General features: G+C 71.2%; 23 protein-coding genes. 18 read left to right on the top strand and 5 right to left on the bottom strand.

Annotated features, from left to right (window positions below; translation table 11 throughout):
• The first annotated feature begins 2 nt into the window (after window positions 1–2).
• Together OHA21_RS25465 and OHA21_RS25470 are read left to right on the top strand one after the other, a co-directional pair.
• Window positions 3–512, top strand: coding sequence for a pyruvoyl-dependent arginine decarboxylase (locus tag OHA21_RS25465; RefSeq protein WP_328477814.1), 510 nt, complete (start codon window positions 3–5; stop codon window positions 510–512).
• 93 nt (window positions 513–605) lie between these two features.
• On the top strand, window positions 606–1,277 hold the full coding sequence (locus tag OHA21_RS25470; protein ID WP_442875140.1) for an NADPH-dependent F420 reductase: 672 nt from the start codon (window positions 606–608) through the stop codon (window positions 1,275–1,277).
• Between the two features lie 68 nt (window positions 1,278–1,345).
• Here the strand turns inward: OHA21_RS25470 and OHA21_RS25475 are convergent, their stop codons facing one another.
• Window positions 1,346–1,768, bottom strand: coding sequence for a nuclear transport factor 2 family protein (locus OHA21_RS25475; protein WP_328477816.1), 423 nt, complete (start codon window positions 1,766–1,768; stop codon window positions 1,346–1,348).
• 63 nt (window positions 1,769–1,831) lie between these two features.
• Here OHA21_RS25475 and OHA21_RS25480 point away from each other — a divergent pair, with 63 nt between their 5' ends.
• The 14 genes from OHA21_RS25480 (at window position 1,832) to OHA21_RS25545 (ending at window position 17,715) form a co-directional block, all read left to right on the top strand.
• Window positions 1,832–2,203 (top strand): YciI family protein, encoded by a 372-nt coding sequence (locus OHA21_RS25480; protein WP_328477818.1) that lies wholly within the window; start codon window positions 1,832–1,834, stop codon window positions 2,201–2,203.
• Window positions 2,191–3,396: an RNA polymerase sigma factor gene (locus OHA21_RS25485; protein ID WP_328477820.1), complete on the top strand. Its 1,206-nt coding sequence runs from the start codon at window positions 2,191–2,193 to the stop codon at window positions 3,394–3,396. Before OHA21_RS25480 ends, OHA21_RS25485 begins: the two co-directional genes overlap by 13 nt.
• Window positions 3,397–3,753: 357 nt before the next feature.
• Window positions 3,754–4,524 (top strand): polysaccharide deacetylase family protein, encoded by a 771-nt coding sequence (locus tag OHA21_RS25490; protein ID WP_328477822.1) that lies wholly within the window; start codon window positions 3,754–3,756, stop codon window positions 4,522–4,524.
• Window positions 4,517–5,659 (top strand): DegT/DnrJ/EryC1/StrS family aminotransferase, encoded by a 1,143-nt coding sequence (locus OHA21_RS25495; RefSeq protein ID WP_328477824.1) that lies wholly within the window; start codon window positions 4,517–4,519, stop codon window positions 5,657–5,659. Before OHA21_RS25490 ends, OHA21_RS25495 begins: the two co-directional genes overlap by 8 nt.
• Window positions 5,660–5,666: 7 nt before the next feature.
• Window positions 5,667–6,902 (top strand): glycosyltransferase family 4 protein, encoded by a 1,236-nt coding sequence (locus tag OHA21_RS25500; protein WP_328477826.1) that lies wholly within the window; start codon window positions 5,667–5,669, stop codon window positions 6,900–6,902.
• An 18-nt stretch (window positions 6,903–6,920) separates the two neighbouring features.
• Window positions 6,921–8,579, top strand: coding sequence for a polysaccharide biosynthesis tyrosine autokinase (locus tag OHA21_RS25505; protein ID WP_328477828.1), 1,659 nt, complete (start codon window positions 6,921–6,923; stop codon window positions 8,577–8,579).
• Window positions 8,572–9,864, top strand: a complete 1,293-nt coding sequence (locus tag OHA21_RS25510) for a lipopolysaccharide biosynthesis protein (RefSeq protein ID WP_328477830.1) — start codon at window positions 8,572–8,574, stop codon at window positions 9,862–9,864. Before OHA21_RS25505 ends, OHA21_RS25510 begins: the two co-directional genes overlap by 8 nt.
• The gene (locus OHA21_RS25515) at window positions 9,861–11,063 is read left to right on the top strand and encodes an O-antigen ligase family protein (protein WP_328477832.1); all 1,203 of its coding nucleotides are present in this window, start codon (window positions 9,861–9,863) and stop codon (window positions 11,061–11,063) included. Before OHA21_RS25510 ends, OHA21_RS25515 begins: the two co-directional genes overlap by 4 nt.
• Entirely contained in the window at window positions 11,060–12,199 is a 1,140-nt protein-coding gene (locus tag OHA21_RS25520; RefSeq protein WP_328477834.1) for a hypothetical protein, read from the top strand. Before OHA21_RS25515 ends, OHA21_RS25520 begins: the two co-directional genes overlap by 4 nt.
• 22 nt (window positions 12,200–12,221) lie before the next feature.
• Complete coding sequence (locus tag OHA21_RS25525) at window positions 12,222–13,244, top strand: GNAT family N-acetyltransferase (RefSeq protein WP_328477836.1); 1,023 nt, start codon at window positions 12,222–12,224, stop codon at window positions 13,242–13,244.
• 9 nt (window positions 13,245–13,253) lie between these two features.
• Window positions 13,254–14,477 (top strand): FAD-dependent monooxygenase, encoded by a 1,224-nt coding sequence (locus OHA21_RS25530; protein ID WP_328477838.1) that lies wholly within the window; start codon window positions 13,254–13,256, stop codon window positions 14,475–14,477.
• A gap of 23 nt (window positions 14,478–14,500) precedes the next feature.
• Window positions 14,501–15,514 carry a GNAT family N-acetyltransferase gene (locus tag OHA21_RS25535; protein ID WP_328477839.1) on the top strand — a complete coding sequence of 338 codons (1,014 nt, stop codon included), beginning with the start codon at window positions 14,501–14,503 and terminating at the stop codon, window positions 15,512–15,514.
• Window positions 15,515–15,699: 185 nt separating this feature from the next.
• Window positions 15,700–16,734, top strand: a complete 1,035-nt coding sequence (locus OHA21_RS25540) for an oxidoreductase (protein WP_328477841.1) — start codon at window positions 15,700–15,702, stop codon at window positions 16,732–16,734.
• A 45-nt stretch (window positions 16,735–16,779) separates the two neighbouring features.
• A complete protein-coding gene (locus tag OHA21_RS25545; protein ID WP_328477843.1) occupies window positions 16,780–17,715 on the top strand; it encodes a hypothetical protein in 936 nt (311 codons plus the stop codon).
• Between the two features lie 49 nt (window positions 17,716–17,764).
• Here OHA21_RS25545 and fdhA read toward each other — a convergent pair whose 3' ends face one another.
• Window positions 17,765–19,012 carry a formaldehyde dehydrogenase, glutathione-independent gene (fdhA, locus tag OHA21_RS25550; protein WP_328477845.1) on the bottom strand — a complete coding sequence of 416 codons (1,248 nt, stop codon included), beginning with the start codon at window positions 19,010–19,012 and terminating at the stop codon, window positions 17,765–17,767.
• Between the two features lie 174 nt (window positions 19,013–19,186).
• On the opposite strand from fdhA, the gene OHA21_RS25555 reads away from it, so the two are divergent.
• Both OHA21_RS25555 and OHA21_RS25560 read left to right on the top strand, forming a co-directional pair.
• Window positions 19,187–20,281 carry a sensor histidine kinase gene (locus OHA21_RS25555; protein WP_328477849.1) on the top strand — a complete coding sequence of 365 codons (1,095 nt, stop codon included), beginning with the start codon at window positions 19,187–19,189 and terminating at the stop codon, window positions 20,279–20,281.
• Window positions 20,278–20,922 carry a response regulator transcription factor gene (locus OHA21_RS25560; protein WP_328478531.1) on the top strand — a complete coding sequence of 215 codons (645 nt, stop codon included), beginning with the start codon at window positions 20,278–20,280 and terminating at the stop codon, window positions 20,920–20,922. The genes OHA21_RS25555 and OHA21_RS25560 overlap by 4 nt, the downstream gene beginning before the upstream one ends.
• Window positions 20,923–21,032: 110 nt before the next feature.
• Here OHA21_RS25560 and OHA21_RS25565 read toward each other — a convergent pair whose 3' ends face one another.
• The 3 genes from OHA21_RS25565 to OHA21_RS25575 all read right to left on the bottom strand — a co-directional run bounded on the left by OHA21_RS25565 (window position 21,033) and on the right by OHA21_RS25575 (window position 24,136).
• On the bottom strand, window positions 21,033–21,530 hold the full coding sequence (locus OHA21_RS25565; RefSeq protein ID WP_328477851.1) for a DoxX family membrane protein: 498 nt from the start codon (window positions 21,528–21,530) through the stop codon (window positions 21,033–21,035).
• A gap of 165 nt (window positions 21,531–21,695) precedes the next feature.
• Window positions 21,696–22,118 carry a hypothetical protein gene (locus OHA21_RS25570; protein WP_328477853.1) on the bottom strand — a complete coding sequence of 141 codons (423 nt, stop codon included), beginning with the start codon at window positions 22,116–22,118 and terminating at the stop codon, window positions 21,696–21,698.
• A gap of 794 nt (window positions 22,119–22,912) precedes the next feature.
• Window positions 22,913–24,136, bottom strand: coding sequence for a hypothetical protein (locus OHA21_RS25575; RefSeq protein ID WP_328477855.1), 1,224 nt, complete (start codon window positions 24,134–24,136; stop codon window positions 22,913–22,915).
• Between the last annotated feature and the right edge of the window lie 35 nt (window positions 24,137–24,171).

Genomic DNA, 24,171 nt, shown 5'->3' on the forward strand with positions numbered 1-24,171 from the left:
GCTTGCAGACCTCCGCGGTTTACGACGAGATCCCGGTCATCAAGGTGGTCGGCCGGGGTTCCACCACCCTCTCGGCCTTCCACGACGCCCTGGTGCAGGCCGACATCGCGGTCTACAACCTGGTCCGGCTCTCCAGCGTGATCCCGCCCGGCACCCAGGTCGACGCGACCGGCAAGACGCCGGCCCCGCAGGGCGCCTGGGGCGACAAGCTGTACTGCGTGTACGCCGAGCAGTACGCGACCCTGCCGGGCGAGCAGGCCTGGGCCGGCATCGGCTGGGTGCAGCGACTGGACGGACAGGGCGGCCTGTTCGTCGAGCACGAGGGCACCAGCGAGGGATACGTCACGACGGCGATCAAGAACAGCCTGCGTGACCTGGTCCGCGGCCACTCGGAGGCGTTCACCGACCCGGACTTCGTGGTGCACGGCGCGGTCTGCGACGGTGACCCGGTGTGCGCCATGGTGATCGCGCCCTACGAGACCGCCTCCTGGGCGGGCGCCCCGCGCAACTGATCGCAATCCTTCCCGAATCTCCGGCCGGTGTGCCGCCCGTCACGGGTGGCCGCCGGCCGGAATCGTCGTGATCCGCCGGAGGTTCGCGCTGGTATGACGACGATCGGACTCATCGGCAGCGGAAACATCGGCAGCACTGTGGCCCGCCTCGCGGTGGCCGCCGGTTACGACGTGGTGCTGAGCAACTCGCGCGGCCCCGAGACCCTGCAGGACCTGGTCAAGGAGCTGGGCCCGGCCGCCCGGGCGGCGACTCCCGCCGAGGCCGCGGCAGCCGCGGACCTCGTGGTGGTGACCGTGCCGCTGCGGGCCTTCCGGGACGTCCCGGCGGAGCCGCTGGCCGGCAAGGTGGTGATCGACACGAACAACTACTACCCGGAGCGCGACGGCGTCTTCCCCGAACTGGAGGACGGCTCCACCACCACCGGTGAGCTGCTGCAGAAGCACCTCGCCGAGTCGCGCGTGGTGAAGGGCTTCAACAACATCTGGTTCGGCCATCTGGGCGACCTGGCCCGCCCGGCGGGCAGCGCGGACCGGTCGGCCCTGCCGATCGCCGGTGACGACGCGGCGGCCAAGCTGCTCGTCACCGAGTTCCTCGACCGGGTCGGGTTCGACACCGTGGACGCCGGGCCGCTCGCCGAGAACTGGCGAACCCAACGGGACTCGGCGGTTTATGTGAATCCTTACGGCGCATACGGGGTACTGCCGGGTACGCCGGCGAGCGCGGAGGTCGTACGCGAAGCGCTCGCCGCGGCGAAGGCCGGCTGAAAGCCTTCCCCCAGCTGAGGCCCGCCGCCGAGGGGCGTCGGCGGCGGGCCCAGCGCACCCGGCGTGCTTCAGGGCTCCAGGCCGATCGACGCCTGGAACGTGCCGTCCATCTCGAACGGCACCGACTCGTGCTCGTGCACCACCAACCAGCGCCCGTCGACGCGGCGCAGCCCCAGCGTCACCCGGAACCACAGGCGGAACCCCTCGGTGGACCCGCGCGGCACCGCGCTGAGGCAGTCGATGCTGGTCGCGAACGCCACGTCGCCGTCCACGGTGATCTCCAGCTGGGTGACCTCACGGCGCGGCGGCGCCTCGAAGGTCGCCATCCACGCCTCCAGCTTGCCCGGGTCCCGGGCGTCACCCGGCTGGCGCAGCGGCGGGGCGAGGTTGTACTCGACGAACGTGGGCGTGTAGTAGGACAGGATGGCCTTGGCGTCGCCGGTCTCCAGCAGAGCGGCCTTGCGTTCGATGACTTCCCTGATCTCGTTCATGCCGGGATGTCGAAGCCGGGCCGGCCGGTTTCGACATCCCTGGCGAAACGAGAGGGGAAATCCGTGAAGTACGTGATCCTGATCCAGTCGAACCCGCAGTCCCTGGCGGTCTGGGAGACGCTGACCGAGCAGCAGCAGGGCGATCTCGGGCTGGGCCACCTGCGGCTCACCGAGGAGATGCGCAAGGCCGGCGTGCTGGTCGCGAGCGAAGGTCTCGGCGATCCGGCGCTGGCCACCCAGGTCTCCGTCCGGGACGGGAAGACGATCACCTCCGACGGACCGTACGCCGAGGTCAAGGAGCATCTGGCCGGCTTCTACCTGATCGACGTGGCGGACCGGGAGGAGGCGATCGCCTGGGCCGCGAAGGCGCCGGACGCCGCGTACACCCGGGTCGAGCTGCGGCCGGTCCTGGACATGAGCGAGTGGGAGTTCTGACCGGGCTGCCGGACCTGCTGCGCGAGTGCGCGCCGCAGGTCCTGGCCGCCCTGGTGCGCCGCTACGGCGACTTCGAGACCTGCGAGGACGCGGTCCAGGAGGCGCTGCTGGCGGCCGCCCGGCAGTGGCCGGAGACCGGCGTCCCGGAGCATCCGCGCAACTGGCTGATCACGGTGGCGAGCCGCCGCCGGATCGAGCTGCTGCGCACCGAGACCGCCCGGCGGCGCCGCGAGGACGCGGTGTGGCACGAGCCGGCGCCCGAGGTCCGCGGCGACGACGAGCTGGCGTTGCTGCTGCTCTGCTGCCATCCCGCGCTCAGTGTGCCGGCGCAGGTCACGCTGACCCTGCGGGCGGTCGGCGGGCTCGGCACCGCGGAGATCGCCCGGGCGCTGCTGCTGCCGGAGGCCACCGTGGGCCAGCGGATCAGCCGGGCCAAGCAGCGGATCCGGGAGGCCGGCGCACGCTTCGAGAGGCCCGCGCCGGGCGAGTTCGGCCAGCGGCTGACCGCGGTCCGGCACGTGCTCTATCTGATCTTCAACGAGGGGCACACGGCGAGTTCCGGCGAGCGGTTGCAGCGGGTGGAGCTGACCCGGGAGGCGATCCGGCTGACCCGGCAGCTGCACCGGCGCCTGCCGGAGGACGGCGAGGTCGCCGGGTTGCTCGCGTTGATGCTGCTCACCGATGCCCGGCGGGTCGCGCGTACCGGTCCGGACGGCACCCTGATCCCGCTCGCCGAGCAGGACCGGACCCGCTGGGACGCCACGGCGATCGCCGAGGGCGTCGCGATCATCACCCGGGCCCTGCAGCGGGCCCCGGTCGGGCCCTTCCAGGTACAGGCCGCGATCGCGGCGGTGCACGACGAGGCAGCGCGGCCCGAGGACACCGACTGGCCGCAGATCCTTGCCCTGTACGAGCTACTGCACGCCCTCGCACCCAGCCCGATGGTGGCGCTGAACCGGATCGTGGCGCGGGCCATGGTCGACGGGCCGGCCGCCGGGCTCGCCGCCCTCGACCGGGTCGCCGGGGATCCGGTGCTGGCCCGGCACCACCGGACCGCCGCGGTCCGGGCCCACCTGCTCGAGCTGGCCGGCGACCGGGACGGGGCGCGGGAGAACTACCGGCTGGCGGCGCGGCTCACGCTCAGCCTCCCCGAGCAGCGCTATCTGGAGTCGCGGGCGGCCGGACTCCGCTGACCGGGGCGAAGATCCGGGTGACAGATCAAGGACCGAACTCTTTCCCTCGAATAGGTGGGTGCCGGATTTCTTTTCGTTAATGCACCCAGCAATTCTCCGGCAAGCCCCTGACCAGCTAGTCTTGCTGGCCGCGCGCCCGTTCGGGGTGTTCCACTCCGCCGTCAGGCCATTACACAAGACGCCGATCGGGCTATTTCTAATTGACGCGAATATTACTCGCGTTCCTTATGACAATTGCTACTGCCGTCGCCCGTACGCATTTGCCATCGTGGGTGGAAGGCCGCGGGGCAGCGCTGAACCGTGCACGCGCCGCTTCGTGGCCATCGACCAGATCACGAGTGGGAGGATGCCGGACGCATGCAGCCGCCGACGGCGATCAAGCGACGCCTGAACGAGTTGGGGCTGCGCAGCCGGCTCCGGGCCCGGCCCCGGTTGCAGGGCCGGATCCTGGCGCCGGCCGGGCTCCGGCGCCGCCTGCCCAGCGCGCCCGGGCTGTACTTCCCCTTCTACCACGACGTCCTCCCGGAGTACGGCGACGACCTGCGCCGCCACCTGCGCGCCCTGCAGCGGATCGGCCCGATGCTCACCTGGGACGAGGCGCTCGCCGTCCTGGCCGGCGAGCGGCCGCTCACCGGGCCGATGTTCTGCCTCTCCTTCGACGACGCGCACCTGTCCTGGCGGGACGTGGCCGCCCCGGTGCTGCTGGAGATGCGGGTGCCGGCGATGTTCTTCCTGACCTCCGGCATGGTCGGGCAGCCCGGCAACCTCACCTGGCAGGACTGCCGGGATCTGGCCGCGGCCGGCTTCGCCTTCGGCTCGCACACGATCACCCACACCCGGCTCGCCGACCAGGACGACGAGGCGGCGGCACGGGAGCTGATCGAGTCGAAACGCGAGATCGAGGACGAGCTCGGCGCCGAGGTCCGGGACTTCGCCGCGCCGTACGGGCATCCCGCCGTCGACTTCCGGGACCGGGACGTGCAGGTCGCCCGGGACGCGGGGTACCGCAGCTTCGCCACCACGCTGCGCCCGGCGATGCACCCCGGTGACTCGCCGATGTTCATCCACCGGCAGGGCCTGCACCCGGCCTGGCCGATCATGGCGGTCAGGACCCGGGTCCATGACTGACGCCCGCATCTACCTGTCCCCGCCGGACGTCAGCGACGTCGAGCGCAAGCTGCTGCTCGACGCCTTCGACTCGAACTGGGTGGCCCCGGTCGGCCCGGACCTGGACGCCTTCGAGGCGCAGGTGGCCGAGCTGGTCGGGGTCCGGCACGCGGTGGCGCTCAGCAGCGGCACGGCAGGGCTGCACCTGGCCCTGATCGCGGCCGGGGTGCGGCGCGGCGACACCGTGCTGGTGCCCTCGTTCACCTTCGCGGCGACCGCGAACGCGGTGGCGTACCTGGGCGCGCGTCCGGTCTTCGTGGACAGCACCCCGGCGAGCTGGAACATCGATCCGGACCTGGTCGCCGAGGAGCTGCGGGCGCGGGCCGACCGCGGGCAGCTGCCGCGCGCGGTGATCGCCGTGGACATGTACGGGCAGTGCGCCGACTACGACCCGCTGCTGGAGGCCTGCGACCGGTACGGCGTACCGCTGATCGAGGACGCGGCCGAGGCTCTCGGCGCCACCTACCGGGGCCGCCCGGCCGGGCAGTTCGGGCTGGCCGGGGTGCTCTCCTTCAACGGCAACAAGATCATCACCACCGGCGGCGGCGGGATGCTCGTCACCGACGACAGCGCGGTCGCCAAGCAGGCCCGGCACCTGGCCACCCAGGCCCGCGAGCCGGTTGCGCACTACGAGCACCGCGCCGTCGGCTACAACTACCGGCTGAGCAACCTGCTGGCCGCGGTCGGCCGGGGGCAGGTGCAGCGGCTCGGCCAGCTGCTCGAGTCCCGGCGGCGCACCTTCGAGTTCTACCGCACGGCGCTGGGCGACCTGCCCGGCCTGGAGTTCATGCCGATCGCCGGGTACGGCGTACCCAACTACTGGCTGACCTGCCTGCTGGTCGACGCCGGCCGCTTCGGCGCCGGCCGCGACCGGATCATCGCCGAGCTGGCGGGCCGCGACATCGAGGCGCGGCCGGCCTGGAAACCGATGCACCTCCAGCCGGTCTTCCAGGACTGCGTGGTGCGCGGCGGCGAGGTCAGCGCCGACCTGTTCCACCGCGGGCTGTGCCTGCCCAGCGGTTCCGCCCTCACCGACCGGGACCGGGAGCGCGTCGTGGACGCCGTCCGGTCGGTCGCCGCCGAACAGAAGGGGTGACGGGCGGATGCGCATCGTCTACATCCACCAGTACTACTGCAACCCGCAGATGGCCGGCGGGATCCGCTCGTACGAGCAGGCCCGCCGGCTGGTCGCGCGGGGCCACACGGTCGACGTGATCACCACGGACATCACCCCCGGCGCCCGGGAGCTCGGCTGGCGGGTCACCGAGGAGGACGGCGTCACGGTCCACTGGTTCCGGGTGCCCTACAACAACAACATGTCGTACGCCCGCCGGCTGCGCGCGTTCGCCGAGTTCATGGTCCTGGCCGGCGCGAAGGCCGCCCGGCTTCGGGCCGACCTGGTCTTCGCCACCAGCACCCCGCTGACCGTCGCCGTGCCCGGGGTGCTCGCCGCGAAACTGCGCCGGGTCCCGTTCGTCTTCGAGGTGCGCGACCTCTGGCCGGAGGTGCCGATCGAGATGGGCGCCCTGCGCAACCCGGTGGCCCGCGGCCTGGCCGGCGCCCTGGCGAACTTCGCCTACCGCAACGCCGCCGAGGTGGTCGCGCTCTCCCCCGGCATGGCCGCCGGCGTCACCGCGCGCCGTCCCGGCACCCCGACCACGGTCATCCCGAACGCCGCCGATCTGGACCTGTTCACCGTGGACCAGGAGCAGGTCCGGCAGTTCCGGGCCACGCACGACTGGCTCGGCGACCGGCCACTGATCGTCTACACCGGAGCGCTCGGCGCGGTCAACGGCGTGGAATACCTGGTGCACGCCGCCCACCGGATGCGGCGGCTGGACCCGGACATCCGGGTGCTGATCGTCGGGCACGGCAAGGAGTGGGAGTCCACCAAGCAGCTCGCCGCCGGGTACGGGCTGCTCGGCGAGGTCGTGCACATGTGGGAGAAGGTGCCGAAGTCGCAGCTCCCGGTGATCCTCGGCGCGGCCTCCATGTCGTCCAGCTTCGTCCGGCCGATCCGCGGGCTCTGGGACAACTCGGCCAACAAGTTCTTCGACGCGCTCGCCGCGTCCCGGCCGATCGCCATCAACTACGGCGGCTGGCAGGCCGACCTGCTGCGGCAGACCGGCGCCGGGCTGGTCCTCACCCCGGAGAACACCGACGTGGCGGCCGGGCAACTGGTCCGCCACCTGCGCGACGAGGTGTGGATGCGGCAGGCGCGCGAGGCGGCGCACCGGCTGGCGGTGGAGCAGTTCTCCCGGGACCTGCTCTTCGAACGCTTCGAGGAAGTCCTCAACCGGTCGGTGGGGCACCGGCCGGTCCTGTCCGAGCAGTCCTGACGAGCGGGGGAAGTCAGCGTGGAACTGCGTGCGTACGTCCGGGCCTGCCGGCGCCGATGGCTCTGGCTGGTGGTGCCGGTGCTGCTCGCCGTCGGCATCACAGCGGGTCTGACGCTGTCCGCGGCGCCCGCACACAAGTCCTCGATGATCCTTTTCGTGACCGGCGGCAACGGCGATCCGGACGCCGGCGCTCGACGGCTCAACTCGTACATCGCACTGCTCACCGGGCCGCGGGTGGCGCAGGGCGTGGTGGACCGCCTGGGCCCGGACCGCACCGCCGAGCAGGTGCAGAAGAGCCTGTCCGCGCAGGTCCGGGAGGGCACCGACCTGCTGGTCATCTCGGCCACCGACGCCGACGCGGAGAAGAGCCGGCAGATCGTCACCACCGCCGCCTCGGTCCTGGTCGGCCTGGCCCGGCAGATCAACACCCCCGGCGACGACGAGGGACCGGCCCCGGCCGTCTCGATCGTGCAGGACGCCGTGACCGTCCAGGAACCGGACAACCTGCTGCGCAACATCGGCTTCTCGGCCGTGCTCGGCCTGCTCATCGGGGCGATCGCGGTCGCGATCCGGGAGGCCACCGCGAAGACCGTCGGCGACGAGGACGACCTGCGCCGGCTCGGGCTCGGCACGGTCGGGACGATCTCGCTCGGCAACCGGCTCGGCCGGCACGGCCACCCGGACCAGGACCTCGCCGAGGCGTTCCGGCGGCTGCGCACCCTGATGCCGGCACTGGCCGACCCGCACCGCGGTCCCGGCCGCGGCAAGTCGCTGCTGCTCACCGGTTCGCACCGCAAGGAGGGCACCACCGCGGTCAGCTGCGGGCTGGCGATCGCGATGGCCGAGACCGGCGCCCGGGTGGTGCTCGTCGACGCCAACATGCGCCACCCCGGGATCGGCCGTTACCTCGCCCTGGAGGGCGCGCCCGGACTGGCCGAGGTGCTGGCCGGCACCGCCCGCGTGCCGGACGTGCTGCAGAACTCGCTGAACGGCCGGGTCACCGTGCTGCCGGCCGGTGAGCACGCCCCCGACCCGGGCGAGATCCTGGCCTCGCCGCGGCTCGGCGCGACCGTACGCACGCTCACCGAACGCTTCGACGTGGTGCTGGTCGACGGGCCCGCCCTGCACGGCGTGGCCGACGCGACCGTGCTGAGCCGGGTGACCGACGACTCGCTGCTGGTGGTACGCGCGAACCACACCCGGACCGCCGACGTGCAGCGCTCGATGGACCTGCTCGAACGGGTCGGCGCCCAGCTGGCCGGCGCGGTGCTCAACGCGCTGCCCCGCAAACTGCCCACCGGCAAGGACTGGCCCGAGGGTGTGGCCGAGGTGCAGTCCGCCGATCCCGGTCTCGGGCTGTTCGCCGACACCGACTCGGGCCGCCCGCCCCGGCTCGACGACACCTTCGTCTCGCTGCCGCCGGTCGGCACCGCGCGCGGCCGGGCGCGGGTGATCAAGGCGGAGCCGGTGGTGACACCGTCCGAACCCGACGCCGAGCCGGAACCCGAGGTCATTCGCGGCTGGGCCAAGGTCTTCACCGCCGAACCGCCCGAGAAGGACGCGCCGCACCTGCCGGTCCAGCGCAACTCCGGCGAGATCGAGGCCCCACCGCCGAAGGAGACGCCGGCCCAGGACGCGCCGAAGAGCCCGGACGAGGAGCAACAGCGCGGTGAGTGAACTCCAGGCGGAACGTGCGGAGGCCGAGCAGCTCAGCCCTCCACGCCGCGCTGATCCGGTCACCTGGATCCGCACCTTCCTCCGCGAGCCGACCGTCCTGCTGCTCGCCTCACAGGTGCTCACCGGCGTGGTGGCACTGGCCGCCAACATCCTGATGGTCCGCTCGCTGACCCCCACCCACCGCGGTGAGGTCGCGCTCCTGCTCCAGGTCGTGTACCTGTCGACCCAGCTGCTGCTGCTCGGCACCGAACGCAGCTTCGTCGCGGCGTACCACAACGTCGCACCGGCAGCGGCCGTCCGCGCGTACGCCCGGTTGCTGGCCGTGCCGTGCGGCCTGTTCCTGACCGCCGGGCTGATCTGGTCGATCGCCGCGCCGCAGCGGCTCACGCCCGGCGCGGCACTGACCGCGATGGTCTGCTGGTTCGCGCTGATCGAGGCGACCGCGCTGGCCACCCGGTCGATCGCGATCGCGGTCGGCCGCACCCGCGACTTCCTGGTCAGCCGGGTGATGGAGGCACTGCTGCTGCTTGCCATGCTGATCGGTCTCTATCTGGCCGGCGCCGGCAACCCGGCCGCCTGGCTGGCGGCCTACCTGATCGCCGGCGCTCTGCCGACGGTGACCTTCCTGGTGTTCTGGATGCGGTTGCTGCCGGCCGCCGGCGCGACCCCGGTGCGGCCCGAGCAGAACCGGCTGGTCCGCCGGGAGGGCCTGGCGCTGTTCCCGGCGGCGATCTCGAACATGGCGATGCTGCGGGTGGACCGGCTGGTCATCCCGGCGCTGGCGTCCACCGCCGCCCTCGGCCTGTACGCGTCGGTCGCCACCATGACCGAGCTGCTGGCCTGGCCGCTGCGGGCGTACGCGGACTCGCGTCTCGGCCGCTGGCGGGCCGCCCACCTGGACGGCACCCTGCGGATCAAACCCATCCTGACCGCCGTCACCGCCTACACGCTGGTCGCCGTGCCGATCGCGGCCGCCGGCCTGTACCTGCTGATCGAGCCGGTCTTCGGCCACCAGTACCACCCCGCCCAGGTGATCGTGGTGCCGCTGGTCGTCGCCGCCGGCCTGTACGGGATCTCCCGCGTCGTCCTCGGCCTGCTGATCGCCAAGGGGCACGCCAAGCTGGTCTCCACCGCCGAGATCACCGGGTTCGTGGTCAGCTTCGCCGGATACCTGCTGCTCATCCCGGCTCTCGGCATCCTCGGCGCGGCCTGGGGCTCGCTGCTCGGCTACGGCTCCTGCCTGATCTTCGCGCTGGTCACCACGGCACTCGTGAGGGATCGGTGAGGAGCCGGGTCTTCTTCGCACCGGGACTGCTGCTGGTCCTGGTGACGATCGGCGGCCGCTACACCCTGGACCGGGCCGGCCTGGTCGACCTGGCCTGGGTCGATCTGCGGGTGATCGGGCTGGCGATCGCGCTGGTGCTGCTCATCCTGGACGCCGCCCGCCGGCCGCGCACGCTGACCGGTCCGGGCCGCGAGGGCTGGCTGGTGGCGGCGGTGCTGTTCTTCCTCTACCAGATCGCCTCCGGCCTGTGGGCGCCGCCGGCGTCGCGGGTCGGCCCGCAGACCGTGGACCTGATCCTGCTGGGTGTGCTGGTGCTCGCCTTCTACGCGTACGCGGTCGGCGACCCGGAGCGGGTGATCCATACCGTGTTCCTGCTCCTGTTCATCGCCGCGGTGATCTTCGCGCTGGCCGCGCTGCTGATCAACGGCCCCGGTGAGCAGGGCCGGTACTCGGCGTTCGGTGGCGGGCCGAACGTGTTCGTCCGGATCCAGATCCTCGGCGTGATCAGCGCGGTGGCCCTGTTCATGATCTACGGCCGGCTCTGGCCGCTGCTGGTGACGCCGCTGTTCCTGCTGGCCGCGGTGCTCTCCGGCTCCCGGGCCGGGCTGCTCGCCGGCGGTGTGGTGGGGTTCGCCGCGCTGCTGAAGCTGCGGCACCGGCTACGCACCGGCCCGGTGGTCGCCGCCGGCGTGGTGCTGCTGGGCGTGTGCGCCGCGCTCTGGGCGTTCGCCCCGCCCGCCTTCACCGACCTGTTCCAGGAGCGGTTCGTCGAGCAGACCGTGCAGGAGCAGTACCTGTCCGACCGGACCTCGATCTGGGCGGCCGCGTGGAACCAGTTCCTCGACCACCCGATCACCGGCGCCGGGCTGGACGGGTTCTTCGGGGAGATCGGTGTGAACCAGATGGTCGAGTATCCGCACAACTACGTCCTCGGCGTCGCCGCCGAGGGCGGGCTGATCGGGCTCGGCCTGCTCGGCGCGTCCATCGTCCTGTGGACCCGGATCGTGTACGGCGGTGGGCAACGGCCACAACTGACCGGGCTGGCCGTGTCGGCGGCCGTGTTCGTGGCGCTGAGCAGCCTCTTCTCCGGTGACTACTACGACTCGCGGCTGGCCTGGATCTTCGCCGCGCTGGCCGCCGCGGCCGCCCTGACGCCCGACGGCGTCACCCGTACCGAGCGCGAGCTGGTGTCCCTATGAAACGCCGTACCCTCCTGATCACGCTGGGCCTCGGCTCGGCGGCCGCCGCCACCGCTGCCGCGCACGCGGTCCGGGGTGGTGAGGAGGTTCCGGAGGTTCGCGACGCGATGCCCGGCGCGGCACCGTCCAGGCAGGACCGGATGAAGGTCAAGACGGTCGCGTTCTGGACCGGGATCTTCATGAAGAGCTGGGACTACGCGTACAGCAACGCGACTCCGCTGAGCCGGTCGCTGGACAGCCAGGATCACTACGACCTGGCGTACGACGTGGACGGCTGCGTCGCCATGTTCCGGGCCACCGGTGAGCGCCGGTTCCTGGACCGGGCGCTGACGTTCGTGGAGAACGTGGTCGCCGGCGCGAAACCGTCGTCGTCGCTGCCGGACAGCCGCTACCGCGACAAGTACCAGGGCTGGGAGTCGCGCAAAAGCGGGGAGGGCGGCGACGAGGTGCCGCTCTACGAGAGCTACCTCTGGCGGTACGCGACCGCGCTGCTGGTCGCCATCCACGACAACCCGGGCATCTTCGCCGACCGCGGCTACCGGCAGCGCTACGACAGGCTGCTGAACTTCGCCGAGGTGCAGATCTTCGAGAAGTGGTACTCGCGGGGCGCCGACGACACCATCTACCGGGACCGGACGCACATGGCGTCGCACTGGGCGCTGATCGCGCTGCATCTGGCCCGGCTCACCGGTGACCAGGGCCGCCGGGCGCGATACATCACGGTCGCTGACACGATCAGCAGCCGGCTGCATGCCCAGCTGCGCCGCAATCCGGCCGAGCCGACGGCGTACTTCTGGAGCGACGTCTGGGGTTCGGCCAAGCGGCCCGGGCAGGACGTGGGACACGGCAACGGCGTCATCGCGTACGTCGTGGAGGCCAGGGACCTCGGCAAGGGCTGGACCGACGCCGACATGGCGGCCTTCTCCGCCCTGCTCACCAAGGTGATCTGGCCGGGCGGCACGACCTACCGCGCCTATCTGGACGGCACCGGCTCGGACAACGGCTGGTTCGCCGACGGCTTCGTGAAGCTGGGGCGTTACGACCCGGCCGTGCAACTGCGGCTGGAGAAACACCAGGTGGTGAACGATCAGTTCGCCGCGAACATGGCGCTCAACGCCCGCATCCTGCGGTCGTGACGGCGCTGGAAGGAGAGAGGCGATGACAGCATCGCTGTTGGACCCAGCGGCACGCGAGTGGAAGGAGACGCTCCAGCACGTCGGTCACGACATGTACCACGTGCCGGACTACGTCGTCCTGGACGCCCGGCTCTACGGCGGCTCGCCGGCCGCGTTCTGGTACGAGCAGAACGGCCGGCGCCTGCTGATCCCGCTGATCGTCCGGGAGATACCCGGCTCGGACCTGCGGGACGCGATCTCGCCGTACGGATATCCCGGCCCGGTCAGCGACGCGGCGCCGGGGGACGCCATGTTCTGGGAGCCGGCCTGCACGACGTTCGTGGACACGCTGCACGGGGAGGGCATCGTGTCCGCTTTCATCCGGATGCATCCGCTGCTGAACGCGCCGTCGCCGGTGCTGGAACGGTTCGGCGCGCTGGTCCACCACGGCGAGACCGTGTCGATGGACCTGACGGTCTCGGTCGAGGAGATGTGGAAGCAGACCCGCAGCGACCATCGCAATCACATCAACCGGGCGAAGCGGGCCGGGACCCGGGTGGTCTTCGACGACTGGGACCGGCTGCCCGAGTGGGTCGAGGTGTACCACGACAACATGCGGCGGGTGGGGGCCACGTCGTACTACTTCTTCACGACCGAGCACCTGACCGCGCTGCACGACGCCGTCGGTGACCGGATGCACCTCGCGGTCGCGCTGGAGGGCGAGGAGGTGGTCGGGGGGAACACCTTCTTCGAGTACGACGGGATCGCCACCGGGTACGTGTCGTCGACCCGCCGCGCCCCGAAACGCTACGCCGACGAGTTGCTCTACGACGAGGTCCGGCGCTGGTGCAAGCAGCGCGGCGCGGAGGTCTTCCACCTCGGCGGCGGCAAGGGCGGGTGCAACGACTCGCTGTTCACGTACAAGGCGGGGTTCTCGACCAGCCGGCACCCGTTCCACACCTGGCGCGTGGTGGCCGACCCGGCCGCCTATGCGCAGCTGGTCCGCGAACGCCGGCCCGAGGCCGACCCGGCCGACCTGACCACGACGTTCCCGTCCTACCGATAGGAGCCCGCCATGCGGATCACCTGCGTCGGCGGCGGTCCCGCCGGCCTCTACTTCGCGGTGCTGGCGAAACTCGCCGACCCTGGGCACGAGATCACCGTGCTGGAACGCAACCCGGCCGGCGTCACCTGGGGCTGGGGCGTGGTCTTCTGGGACGACCTGCTCGACGACCTGTTCCGGCACGACCCGGTCAGCGCCGAGCGGATCTGGGAGTCGGCCCGCCAGTGGGACGAGTACGAGGTCCGCGCCACCGGCAAACCGGTCACCCACCTCGCCGGGTACGGGTTCAGCCTGGGCCGGCACCGGCTGCTGGAGATCCTCGCCGAGCGGGCGCGCGAGCTCGGCGTACAGATCCTCTTCCAGAACGAGGTGACCGACCTGCCGCCGGCCGACCTGGTGGTGGCCTGCGACGGCGCCCGCAGCCGGCTGCGCGAGCAGCACGCCGAGCACTTCGGCGCCGAGGTGGAGGTGGCCCGCAACAAGTACATCTGGCTCGGCACGCCGCACGTCTTCGACACGTTCACCTTCGGCTTCGAGAAGACCGACGCCGGGTGGATCTGGTTCCACGCGTACCCGTTCAACGACCGGACCAGCACGTTCATCGTCGAGTGCCAGCCGTCGACGTGGGCGGCGCTGGGGTTTGACACCCTCGACGCCCGGGAGGGGTGCGCCCTTCTCGAGACGATCTTCGCCGAGCATCTGAGCGGCGCCGAGCTGATCGACCACCGGGCCGAGGTGGGCGGCACCGGCTGGCTGAACTTCCGCCGGGTCACCGCCCACCGCTGGGACCACGGCAACGTCGTGCTGATGGGCGACTCCGCGCACACCACGCACTTCGCGATCGGCTCGGGAACCAAACTGGCGATGCAGGACGCGATGGCGCTCGCCGACGCCATCGCCTCCGGTGACGAGCTCCCGGTGGCCCTGGAGCGTTACGAGCACCGGCGCAAGGCGGCACTGGCCCCGCTGCAGCGGGCGGCGCGGGCCAGCAGCGCCTGGTTCGAACGGATGCCCGAGTACGGGGAGCTGCCGGCGAAACGTTTCTCGTACGCTCTGTCGAACCGGCGGGGTGAGTATCCGATGTGGCGTTATCTGTTGCACATGGCGACCCAGAACACGGTGCTGCGCACCCTGTTGCGCTGGACGCTGAGTGCCCGGCGATGGAGCCGGGCCCGGCGCCGGCCGAACACGAACCACTCCGTGGCGGCGGGGCAGGCGATACCCAATACGGCGTAACAAATGAACAGAAGGGACGACCGATGGCCGAAGGCTCCCTACTGCAACCCGGTGACACGTCGTGGCCGGATGCGCTCGATCGCATCCGGCACGACGTTTACCACCTGCCCGCGTACGTCACCCAGGACGCCCGGCTCTCCGGAGGCAACCCGGCCGCGTTCCGGTACGACGAAGCGGATCACGTGTTCCTCCTCCCCCTCATCCTCCGCTCCGTCCCACAGACCGGGTTGTGGGACGCCTTCTCCCCGTACGGCTACCCCGGTCCGGTCAGCGACGTGGCGCCGACCAACCGCGGTTTCTGGGCCCGCGCCGCCCGCGCCATGGTCGAGATGCTGCGCACCCATGACGTGATCACCGTGTTCGCCCGGCTGCACCCCCTGCTGCCGGTGCCGCTGCCGTCCCTGGAGAGCGTGGGCACCGTGGTGCATCACGGCGAGACGGTCTCGATGGATCTCACCCTCTCCCCCGATCAGCTCTGGCAGGAGACCCACCGCAGCCACCGCAACCAGATCAACAAGGCGAAACGGGCCGGTGTGCGGATCGTCTTCGACGACTGGGCGCTGTTCGACGACTGGATCGCCACGTACCACGCGACCATGCGCCGGGTCGGGGCGACGCAGTTCTACTTCTTCGACCGCGAGCATTTCCACCGCCTGCGCGAGGCGCTCGGCGACAGCCTGCACCTCGCGGTGGCCGTGTGCGGCGACGAGGTGCTCGGCGGCAACCTCTTCTTCGAGCACGGCGGGATCATGCACACCCACCTCCAGTCCACTCGGGACGGGCAGATCTTCTGGGCGGACAAACTGCTCTACCACGAGGTACGCCTGTGGGGCCGGGAGCGGGGCAACGAGATCTACCACATCGGCGGCGGCGTGGGCGGCGCCGACGACTCGCTGTTCCGCTACAAGGCCGCCTTCGCCTCCGGCCGCCAGCCGTTCCACACCTGGCGCGTCGTCACCGACCCGATCGCCTTCGAGAAACTCGCCGGCGCCCTCACCCCGGACGCCCTGACCGGCCACTTCCCGCCGTACCGCTGACCCCACCCCAGCTGACCACCAGCGCTGCCTCCCGGCCGTCGAAGCGACACTGGCGGTCAGCCGAGTCTTTCCGGCTGACCGCCAGTGCTGCCTCACGGCCGCTGAGACAGCACTGGCGGTCAGCCGTGTCTGGCGGGTCACACTAGGTTGAATCTGACACTCGTGTCAGGTTCTACCGTGGGCCCATGACGACGACGACCGGCCTGCTCGGCCCGCTCACCAGCCCGTACTCCCTGGCCGGCCTCGATCTGCGCACCCGCTTCGTGATGGCGCCGATGACCCGGTTCCGCTCACCCGGCGGCGTGCCGACGGCCGACGTGGCGGCCTACTACCGGCGCCGCGCGGAGAGCGGGATCGGGCTGATCGTCACCGAGGGTGTACCGGTCGGGCATCGCAGCGCGACCCACGAGACGACCGTGCCGCGGATGACCGCCGGAGCGGCCGAGGCCGGCTGGCGGCGGGTGACCAGCGAGGTGCACGAGGCCGGCGGGCGGATCGCCGCGCAGCTGTGGCACCTGGGCAGCGAGCGGGAACCGGTCGACGGCTACCCGTCGTGGACGCCGGCGACCATGAGCACCGCGAACATCGACGTGATCGTGGGCTCGTTCGCGGAGTCGGCGCGGGTCGCGGTGCGCGCCGGCTTCGACGCCGTGGAGATCCACGGGGCGCACGGGTACCTGCTCGACGAGTTCCTCTGGCCGCGGACCAACCGGCGCACCGACCGTTACGGCGCCGACCGGGCGGCCTTCCCGGCCGAGGTGGTGCGTGCGGTCCGGGCGGAGCTTCCGCAGCAGATGCCCTTGATCGTACGGTTCTCGCAGTTCAAAGAACGTGACTACAGCGCCCGCATCGCGTCCTCCCCCACCGAGCTGGCGTCGCTGCTCACCCCGCTCGTGTCAGCCGGCGCCGACGTCCTGCACGCCTCGCAGCGGCGGTTCTGGGAGCCGGCCTTCGACGGCTCGCCGCTCAACCTGGCCGGCTGGGCCAAGGAGATCACCGGACTGCCGACCATCACCGTGGGTTCGGTGGGGCTCAGCCGTACCTTCCCGGTGTCCGCCCAGATGGACCGGCTGGTGGCCGGGCTGACCGGCGGAGAGTACGACCTGGTCGCGCTCGGCCGGATCCTGCTCGGCAACCCGGACTGGGTGCGCCTCGCCGACGACGGCCGGTTCGACGAGATCCACGACTACCACAAGTCCCATGAGGACACCTACTTCTGACCGATCAGACCAGCCCGCCGCCCGGCGACCGCTCGTTGGGCAGACATGACGCTGCTCGACCGAATCCTGACGCACAAGTGGTGGCTCGGGGTGTCCGGCCTCTTCGCCGTGGTGGCGGTGATCGTCGCGGTCGCGCTGGACGACGAGGAGCCGAAACCGGCCGCTCCGGTCACCGAGGGTTCGACCGTGCAGGAGGTCGCGGACGGTGACTGCAACGCGCAGGGCTCGGACATCGCCATCACGTGCGTACCGGCGAAACCTGAGCCGACCGCGGAAGGCCTCGAGTTCTTCCGGCAGACGGTGGAGCCCATCGACGAGGGGGTCAGCGCCTTCGCCCTGCCGGCCGACGCGCCCCTGGAGGACTTCCCGCAGACCGGCAACTCCGGTTTCTGTTCCGAGGAGCAGGTCGCGTGGCTGCGCCGGCACGGTGACGAAGCCGCCTTCACCAGCATCATCCGGATCCGCAACGCCGGCACCACGGGGGCCAACCTGAACCTCTCGGACCTGCGCATCGAGGAGCTGGAGAGCGAGCCGGCCGAGCCGGTCCTCTGGTTCGACTGCCCGAGCGCGGGCAACGACGACGGCGTCGAGGTCGACATCGATCTCGACCGGCAGGGCGACGTCAAGGTCTGGTACCCGGACCGGGACGAGAGTGTTCCCGGCTCCGCGTTCTCGTTCAGCCTCGCGCCCGGCGAGGGCGGCTGGCTGCTCACCAACGCGCTGCGGGAGCAGGCCGGCACCAGTTACTCCGGCCGACTGGTGGTGACCGCCCGGTACGGCGACGCCGAGCAGGACGTGGCGCTGCGCCTGATCGGCGAGGAGGACACCTTCCACCTGCCGGGGGACGGGCATCAGGACACCGCGAAGATCATGGCGTCGGACGATCCCGCCGCGTACCCGTTCCAGTGCGGCTGGCTCGGCGAGATCGGGGAGTCGGCCGGCTGCACCGTCGAGCAGATCCGGGAACGCCTGCGCGGCTGAGCCGGGGGTTGCCGCACCGGATCGGCCGGCGCGGCAACCCGGATCGGGGTCAGTTCGAACGGCCGCGGATGTAGCCGTGCGGGTCGAGCACGTACTTGCGGGCCGCGCCCTGGTCGAACTCCTGGTAGCCCTGCGGTGCCTGCTCCAGCGGGATCGCCATGGCGTTGACGTTCTTCGCGATCTGCACCCGGTCGTGCAGGATCGCCATCATCAGGCCGTGGTTGTACTTCATCACCGGGCACTGGCCGGTGACGAACGAGTGCGACTTCGCCCAGCCCAGGCCGAGCCGCAGGGACAGCGAGCCGACCTTCGCGGCCTCGTCCACGCCGCCCGGGTCACCGGTGACATAGAGGCCCGGTACGCCGATCGCGCCCCCGGCCCGGGTCAGGTCCATCAGCGAGTTCAGCACCGTCGCGGGCATCTCGGTCTGCGAGTCCCGTCCGTGGCCGCGCGCCTCGAAGCCGACCGCGTCGACCGCCGAATCGACCAGCGGCTGGCCGATCGCCGGGGCCGCCCGGCCGAGGATCTGCTGCACCTGCTCCGCCGGTTCGCCCTGCGACACGTTGATCGTCTCGCAGCCGAAGCTGCGTGCCTGGGCCAGCCGTTCGTCGTTGAGGTCACCGACGATGACGACCGCCGCGCCGAGCAGGAACGCCGAGGTGGCCGCAGCCAGGCCGACCGGGCCGGCGCCCGCGATGTAAACCGTGGATCCCGTGGTAACGCCCGCGCTGACACATCCGTGGTAGCCGGTCGGGAAGATGTCGCTCAGCATGGCCAGGTCGAGAGCCTTCTCGATGGCCTGATCGCGGTCCGGGAACCGCAGCAGGTTCCAGTCCGCGTACGGCACCAGCACGTACTCGGCCTGTCCGCCTACCCACCCGCCCATGTCGACGTAGCCGTACGCCGAACCGGGCCGGTCGGGGTTGACGTTGAGGCAGACGCCGGTCTTGCGCTCCTTGCAGTTGCGGCAACGGCCGCAGGAGATGTTGAAGGGGACCGAGCACACGTCGCCGACCTTGATGTACTCGACGTCCGAGCCGACGTCGATCACTTCGCCGGTGATCTCGTGCCCGAGCACCAGGCCCTCCGGCGCGGTGGTACGCCCACGGACCATGTGCTGGTCGCTGCCGCAGATGTTGCTGGCGACCGTCTTCAGGATCGCCCCGTGCGGCGTCTTACGCCCGACGTTCATCTTGTTGACGCCGGGTCCGTCCTTCATCTCGTAGGTCGGGTAGTCGAGATCGCGGATCTCGACCCGGCCGGGCCCCTGGTAGACAACGGCTTTGTTGCCTGACATGGTGCGCTCCCATCCTCGAGCGTTGGAACGAGCCTCCTGGCGCCATGTTTCTCGTGGAGTAGCCGAAACAGAACCGTCGGTAATCTCGATAAGCGTCGATAATCCCATTTCTGGCGGGGTATCTACGCTCCCGGACGGATGACGGGCGCGCCGCGATCCGCCAGAGTGGGTCCCGTGGGCAGGGTGAAGGCGCGTGAACTCGTCGGCGCGCTCGTGCTGGGCGCGTTCCTGATCGCCTGGAACCATCTGATCGCCGACCGGATGCCCGGCACCCGCGAGACCGACACCGTCGCCGACGTGCTCGTGGCCGTCGACGCGCTCGCCCTGACCTGGCGGCTGACCGCGCCACGACGGGTGCTCGCCGTCACCACCCTCGTCACCCTGACGTACCTTCTGCTCGGCTTCCCGTACGGTCCGGTCTTCCTGCCCTTCGCGATCTCCGTCTACTCCGTCGCGCGATACCTGCCCTGGCGCACCGCGGCTGTCGCCGCCGGACTCGCGATCCCGGTGCTGGCCCTGCACAACGTCAGCGACGGCGTCTCGCTCGGCGACCTCTCCGGACTGTTCCCGGCGGCGGGCTGGGTGGCCGTACCGTTCACGATCGGCACGCTGCGCGCTCAGCTCAAGGACAACGTCGCCCGCGACCGCCGGGAAGCGGTCGAACGCGGCATCCAGGAGGAACGCCTCCGGATGGCCCAGGAGGTGCACGACATCGTCGGGCACGGCTTGGCCGCCATCAAGATGCAGGCCGACATCGCGCTGCACGTGCTGCACAAGCAGCCGGAGATCGCCCGGCCCACGCTGGAGGCGGTCAGCACCACCAGCGCCCAGGCCCTCGACGAGCTCCGCAGCACGCTGCGCATGCTCCGCTCCGCCGACGAGTCGAAGGCCTCCACCCCCGGACTCGCCGACCTCGACGGCCTCTACCAGCGGATGCGTGACGCGGGGCTTGAGGTCCGGGTCCGCACCGTCGGGGCGCCCGGCACCCTGTCGGCCGAGTCGGACATGACCGCGTACCGAATGATCCAGGAATCGCTCACCAACGTGCTGAAACACGCGTACCCGAAAGAGGCTGACATCGTGCTGGAGAACGAGCCCGGCGCCCTGCGCATCCGGGTCATCAGCGCCCATCCGGAGACCGCGCCGATGCCCGGCGACGGGCTGGGCATCGCCGGCATGCGCGAGCGCATCGCCGCCCAGGGCGGCAGGTTCGCCGCCGGGCCGGCGCCCGGGGCACGGTTCGTGGTCGATGCGTGGCTGCCGGCATGATCTCGGTGCTGCTCGTCGACGATCAGGATTTGGTACGCCTGGGGCTGCGCACCCTGCTGTCCAGTGAGGACGGTTTCACCGTCGCGGGTGAGGCCGCGGACGGACTGGCCGCGGTGCAACAGGCGGTGGCGCTGCGGCCGGACGTGGTGCTGATGGACGTACGGATGCCCGGCATCGACGGCCTGGAAGCCACCCGCCGGATCGCCTCGCTGACCGGCACCCGGGTGATCATGCTGACCACGTTCGAGCGGGACGAGTACGTCTTCGAGGCACTGCGGATCGGGGCCAGCGGCTTCCTGCTCAAGGACACCCCGCCGGTGACGCTGCTGGAGGCGATCCGCACGGTCGCTGACGGCGGCGCGCTGCTGTCGCCGTCGGTGACCCGAACCCTGATCCGCGAGTTCGTCACGAACGGGCCACGCCGGCTGGTGCCGCACCCCCGCCTGGATCAGCTCACCGAACGGGAGCGGGAGGTGGTGGCGCTGGCCGCGGAAGGCCTCACCAACCAGGAGATCGCCGGGCGGCTGGTGGTGAGCCCGGCTACGGCCCGCACCCACGTCAGCCGCGCCATGATCAAGCTGGGCGCCCGGGACCGGGCCCAGCTGGTCGTCTTCGCCTTCCAGTCCGGCCTGGCCACATAGCCGCCGCTGAAAGCCCGATCTCTCGGCTGACGGCCAGCGTCGTATCCCGGGCGTTGAAGCAGCGCTGGCCGTCAGCCCGGGTCTTCCGGCTGACGGCCAACGTTGTCAGGTCAGGGCTTGGAGGCCAGCGCTCGTCCGGCGACCACCATCGCGGCGGCGGCCAGGATGATGTCCTTCAGGATGTACTGGGCCTCCAGCGTCGGCAGCATCCCGGGGAACATGTCGGCCGGGAAGAGGAACAGCGGCGTCATCATCCCGGCGATCACCGGGAAGAGCAGCAGCGCACCGACCCGCAGGCCGATACCGGTGATCAGCGTGAAGCCGATGAACGTCTCCACCACGGCGGTCGCGACCACCGCCGGCGTGCCGGAGATCAGGCCGAAGGTGAGCGCGTCGACCGTACGCATGACCAGCGCCTCGGCCGGGGAGGCGCCCGGAAAGAACTTCAGCGCGCCGAAACCCAGCAGAACCAGCCCGAGGCTGACCCGCAGCGCCACGGCGCCGTAGGCGGTGAAGATCGCGGCGGCGCGGTCCTGCCAGGTGCGCGGGACCGACGGCACCGGCGGGGCAGGAACGGTGGCGGGCCGGGTGAGTTCGGTGACGGACATGGCGGTCGCTCCTTCGAGGTACGGGACGCCTTGTCGCGTCCTGAACCTCACGATCCCGGCATCCGGCCGCCGTCGAATCCGGCCCGGAACGGCTCCGGCACTGCGTATCCCAGCCGGGTTTCCCCCCGACCCGTACGCCGCAGACCGTACTTTCCCCTACTCGCCTCAGGCGGCCATCACTGCGCCGGTGGTCGGGGCAGGCTCGGCCCGCGCAAGGGCAAGCCGGGTACGAGCCGGCTCCCGTGGAATCGTCGCAGCACCCGCCCCCGCGATCGGCCGCGGACGGCGGGGCTCAACCCGGCCCGCACTGCCCCCACGCCCCGGATAGATCAGCAGCCCGTTGACCGGGTCAGGCACAGCATCCAGGGCAGCGCGCACGATCGGCAATTCCCGGTACGACGACCAGCGGTCATCACTGCGGAAACCGATCTCGAACAGGACACCCCAGGAGAACCGATGCCAGCGCCACTCATAGGCGCCGTGCGCGATGGCGGCCTCAACTAGAACGTTGCCATAGGAGTCCTGCCAGCGCGCCGCGGACAGGTGCGCGCCGTCCAGAACCTCAATCGACCACCATTGCAACTTCATGGTGCCCCGATGCTACTGCGCATCGACAACCATCCTCACCCTTTCCGCGAAGCTCCGCGAAGGTTGGCACCCCTCGTCCGCAGGCAGCCCAAACTCACACCGACTCCGCACCCACCCCCGGCTCGCACCACCCGCCGCCCCGACCGATCGCCTCGCCGGCCGGCGCCCCGGAGCGCCCACTTACAGCTCACACCACCCGCGGACGCACCCAGGCACGGTGGCGGCATGCGCGGAGCGGTTGGACGAGCAACCAAGATCCTCAACAGCCACCGCGGAATGTGGACTCGAGCCCAAAATCGCCGCAAGGTCCGGCGCAGGCGTCGTGGTCTCGCCGTCGGTTCGGAGTCGGCGGCTGTCCGCCGCTCGCCTCGATCCCGCGATGTGCCGGGCGGGCCCGCCGGCCGGGTCGCGGTGCAGGCGCGCACCAGCTTGCGCTTACTTTCGATCCAGCCGGACCCGCAGGCCGGCAGAGCCCGTGCGCGCGGCGGCCTGCGCTTTGCGGCGGGGAGACCTTCCGGGTAAACGGCCACACCCGCAGTGGGTGTAGGTACACCCGCTGCGGGTGTGCCGGGGTTCGGGAGCTCATCTGTCACCGGAGTCGCCGCATCTGCTCGCCGGGTGGCACCGAAGGCGGGTTCCCGGCCCCGGCCCGGCTCGGCCCGGCTCGGCCCGGCTCGGCCCGGCTCGGCCCGGCTCGGCCCGGCTCGGCTCGGCCGGGCCCGGCCTGGCCCGGGGGAGACTTGGCCCGCCTCTGTCCCGCCGGTCGGGCCGCCTCTATGACGAAGCGAACGAGGTCAGGCGGCGTTGGAGCGCCGCCGCCCCGATGGCAGCGCGTGCGCCGGCTTGCGCGGTGCCAAGCGCCGGGCCCGCCGCAGGAGGGTCGGCTGGACAGCGCCGGCATGGCGGGACTCCGGCAGTTGCGGCCCCGCCCAGGCCGGAATGGCGCCGGGCGGTGAAAGCGTGCGATCAGGTGGCACCCACAACGGCTGCGGCGCCGTAGGCGAACCCCACCACATGAAGGTGCCGTAGCCGCGGACCAGCGGCGGCTGCAAAGCCGGCCAGTGCGCCTCCGGCGGGATCGCCAGACGCCATGCTTCGGCTGGGAGCAGAGCGAGGCCGGACTGCGGCGGCGGCACCACGACCGGAAGCCCGGCGCCGGACGGCGCGGCGGCGGGCAGGTCGCCGGCGGGTGCGGTGGCGGCCGGCGCGGAAGCCAGGACGACGGCGGCGCCGATGGTGACGATGCCGGCGAGGAGGGCGGCCGGCTCCCAGCCCGGGCGGACGGTGTCGCCGAGGACCGTCAGGGCGATCACCGATGGGGCGACGACCTCGCCGGTCCAGTGGACCGCCGTGACGCGGCCGACCTCGCCCTGCTGCAGGGCGTTCGCATACATGATCATGCCGTTGACGGGATAGATCAGCAGCGCCCAGACCAGCGGCTCGGTGGCGATCGCGATGATCGTCGACGTGGTGGTGGTCATCGACTCGGACGGGATGTGCAGGGCACGGCCGCAGAGGGCGGCGCCGCCGAGGGAGAAGCCGCCGACGGCTGCCATCAGGCCGGGGTTGCCGACCTTGGTGCTGGCCCAGCCGAGGATGACCAAGGCGACGGCGCCCGCGCAGAAGGCCAACCGCATCGTCTGCGACATCGGGACCTCGTGCTGCTGCCCGGCGGACAACGCCAGGACGGTCAGCGCGGTGCTGGTGCAGATGATCGCGACGACGTCGCGCCGGCGCAGGCGGGACTTGAGGAACAGCCAGGCGAGCACCGCGGTGACGGCGAGCGAACCGGCCAGCACGGACTCGACGACATAGACCGCGAGCTGCTGCAACGCGAACATCGCGGCGACCCACGCGGAGATGTCGAGGGCGATGCCGATCATGTAGAGCGGGTGCCCGAGCGTGCTGACCGTGCTGGTGCTGCGTTTGGCGCCGACGGCCTGCAGGATCGATCCCACCGCGTAACTCAGTGCGCCGTAGACGGCGAGGCCGAGCGCTATCCAATACGCGGTGGTCATCGGGTCACCGCCTAAGATCACACTGCGTAGATCGG

The organism is Actinoplanes sp. NBC_00393 (assembly GCF_036053395.1).
Lineage (GTDB): Bacteria > Actinomycetota > Actinomycetes > Mycobacteriales > Micromonosporaceae > Actinoplanes.

Excerpts from the sequence above, each read along its gene's own strand:
- OHA21_RS25470 (WP_442875140.1), top strand. The coding sequence starts at position 606 with ATGACGACGATCGGACTCATCGGCAGCGGAAACATCGGCAGCACTGTG.
- OHA21_RS25475 (WP_328477816.1), bottom strand. The coding sequence starts at position 1,768 with ATGAACGAGATCAGGGAAGTCATCGAACGCAAGGCCGCTCTGCTGGAG.
- OHA21_RS25490 (WP_328477822.1), top strand. The coding sequence starts at position 3,754 with ATGCAGCCGCCGACGGCGATCAAGCGACGCCTGAACGAGTTGGGGCTG.
- OHA21_RS25495 (WP_328477824.1), top strand. The coding sequence starts at position 4,517 with ATGACTGACGCCCGCATCTACCTGTCCCCGCCGGACGTCAGCGACGTC.
- OHA21_RS25500 (WP_328477826.1), top strand. The coding sequence starts at position 5,667 with ATGCGCATCGTCTACATCCACCAGTACTACTGCAACCCGCAGATGGCC.
- OHA21_RS25520 (WP_328477834.1), top strand. The coding sequence starts at position 11,060 with ATGAAACGCCGTACCCTCCTGATCACGCTGGGCCTCGGCTCGGCGGCC.
- OHA21_RS25525 (WP_328477836.1), top strand. The coding sequence starts at position 12,222 with ATGACAGCATCGCTGTTGGACCCAGCGGCACGCGAGTGGAAGGAGACG.
- OHA21_RS25530 (WP_328477838.1), top strand. The coding sequence starts at position 13,254 with ATGCGGATCACCTGCGTCGGCGGCGGTCCCGCCGGCCTCTACTTCGCG.
- OHA21_RS25535 (WP_328477839.1), top strand. The coding sequence starts at position 14,501 with ATGGCCGAAGGCTCCCTACTGCAACCCGGTGACACGTCGTGGCCGGAT.
- OHA21_RS25540 (WP_328477841.1), top strand. The coding sequence starts at position 15,700 with ATGACGACGACGACCGGCCTGCTCGGCCCGCTCACCAGCCCGTACTCC.
- OHA21_RS25545 (WP_328477843.1), top strand. The coding sequence starts at position 16,780 with ATGACGCTGCTCGACCGAATCCTGACGCACAAGTGGTGGCTCGGGGTG.
- fdhA (WP_328477845.1), bottom strand. The coding sequence starts at position 19,012 with ATGTCAGGCAACAAAGCCGTTGTCTACCAGGGGCCCGGCCGGGTCGAG.
- OHA21_RS25560 (WP_328478531.1), top strand. The coding sequence starts at position 20,278 with ATGATCTCGGTGCTGCTCGTCGACGATCAGGATTTGGTACGCCTGGGG.
- OHA21_RS25565 (WP_328477851.1), bottom strand. The coding sequence starts at position 21,530 with ATGTCCGTCACCGAACTCACCCGGCCCGCCACCGTTCCTGCCCCGCCG.
- OHA21_RS25570 (WP_328477853.1), bottom strand. The coding sequence starts at position 22,118 with ATGAAGTTGCAATGGTGGTCGATTGAGGTTCTGGACGGCGCGCACCTG.
- OHA21_RS25575 (WP_328477855.1), bottom strand. The coding sequence starts at position 24,136 with ATGACCACCGCGTATTGGATAGCGCTCGGCCTCGCCGTCTACGGCGCA.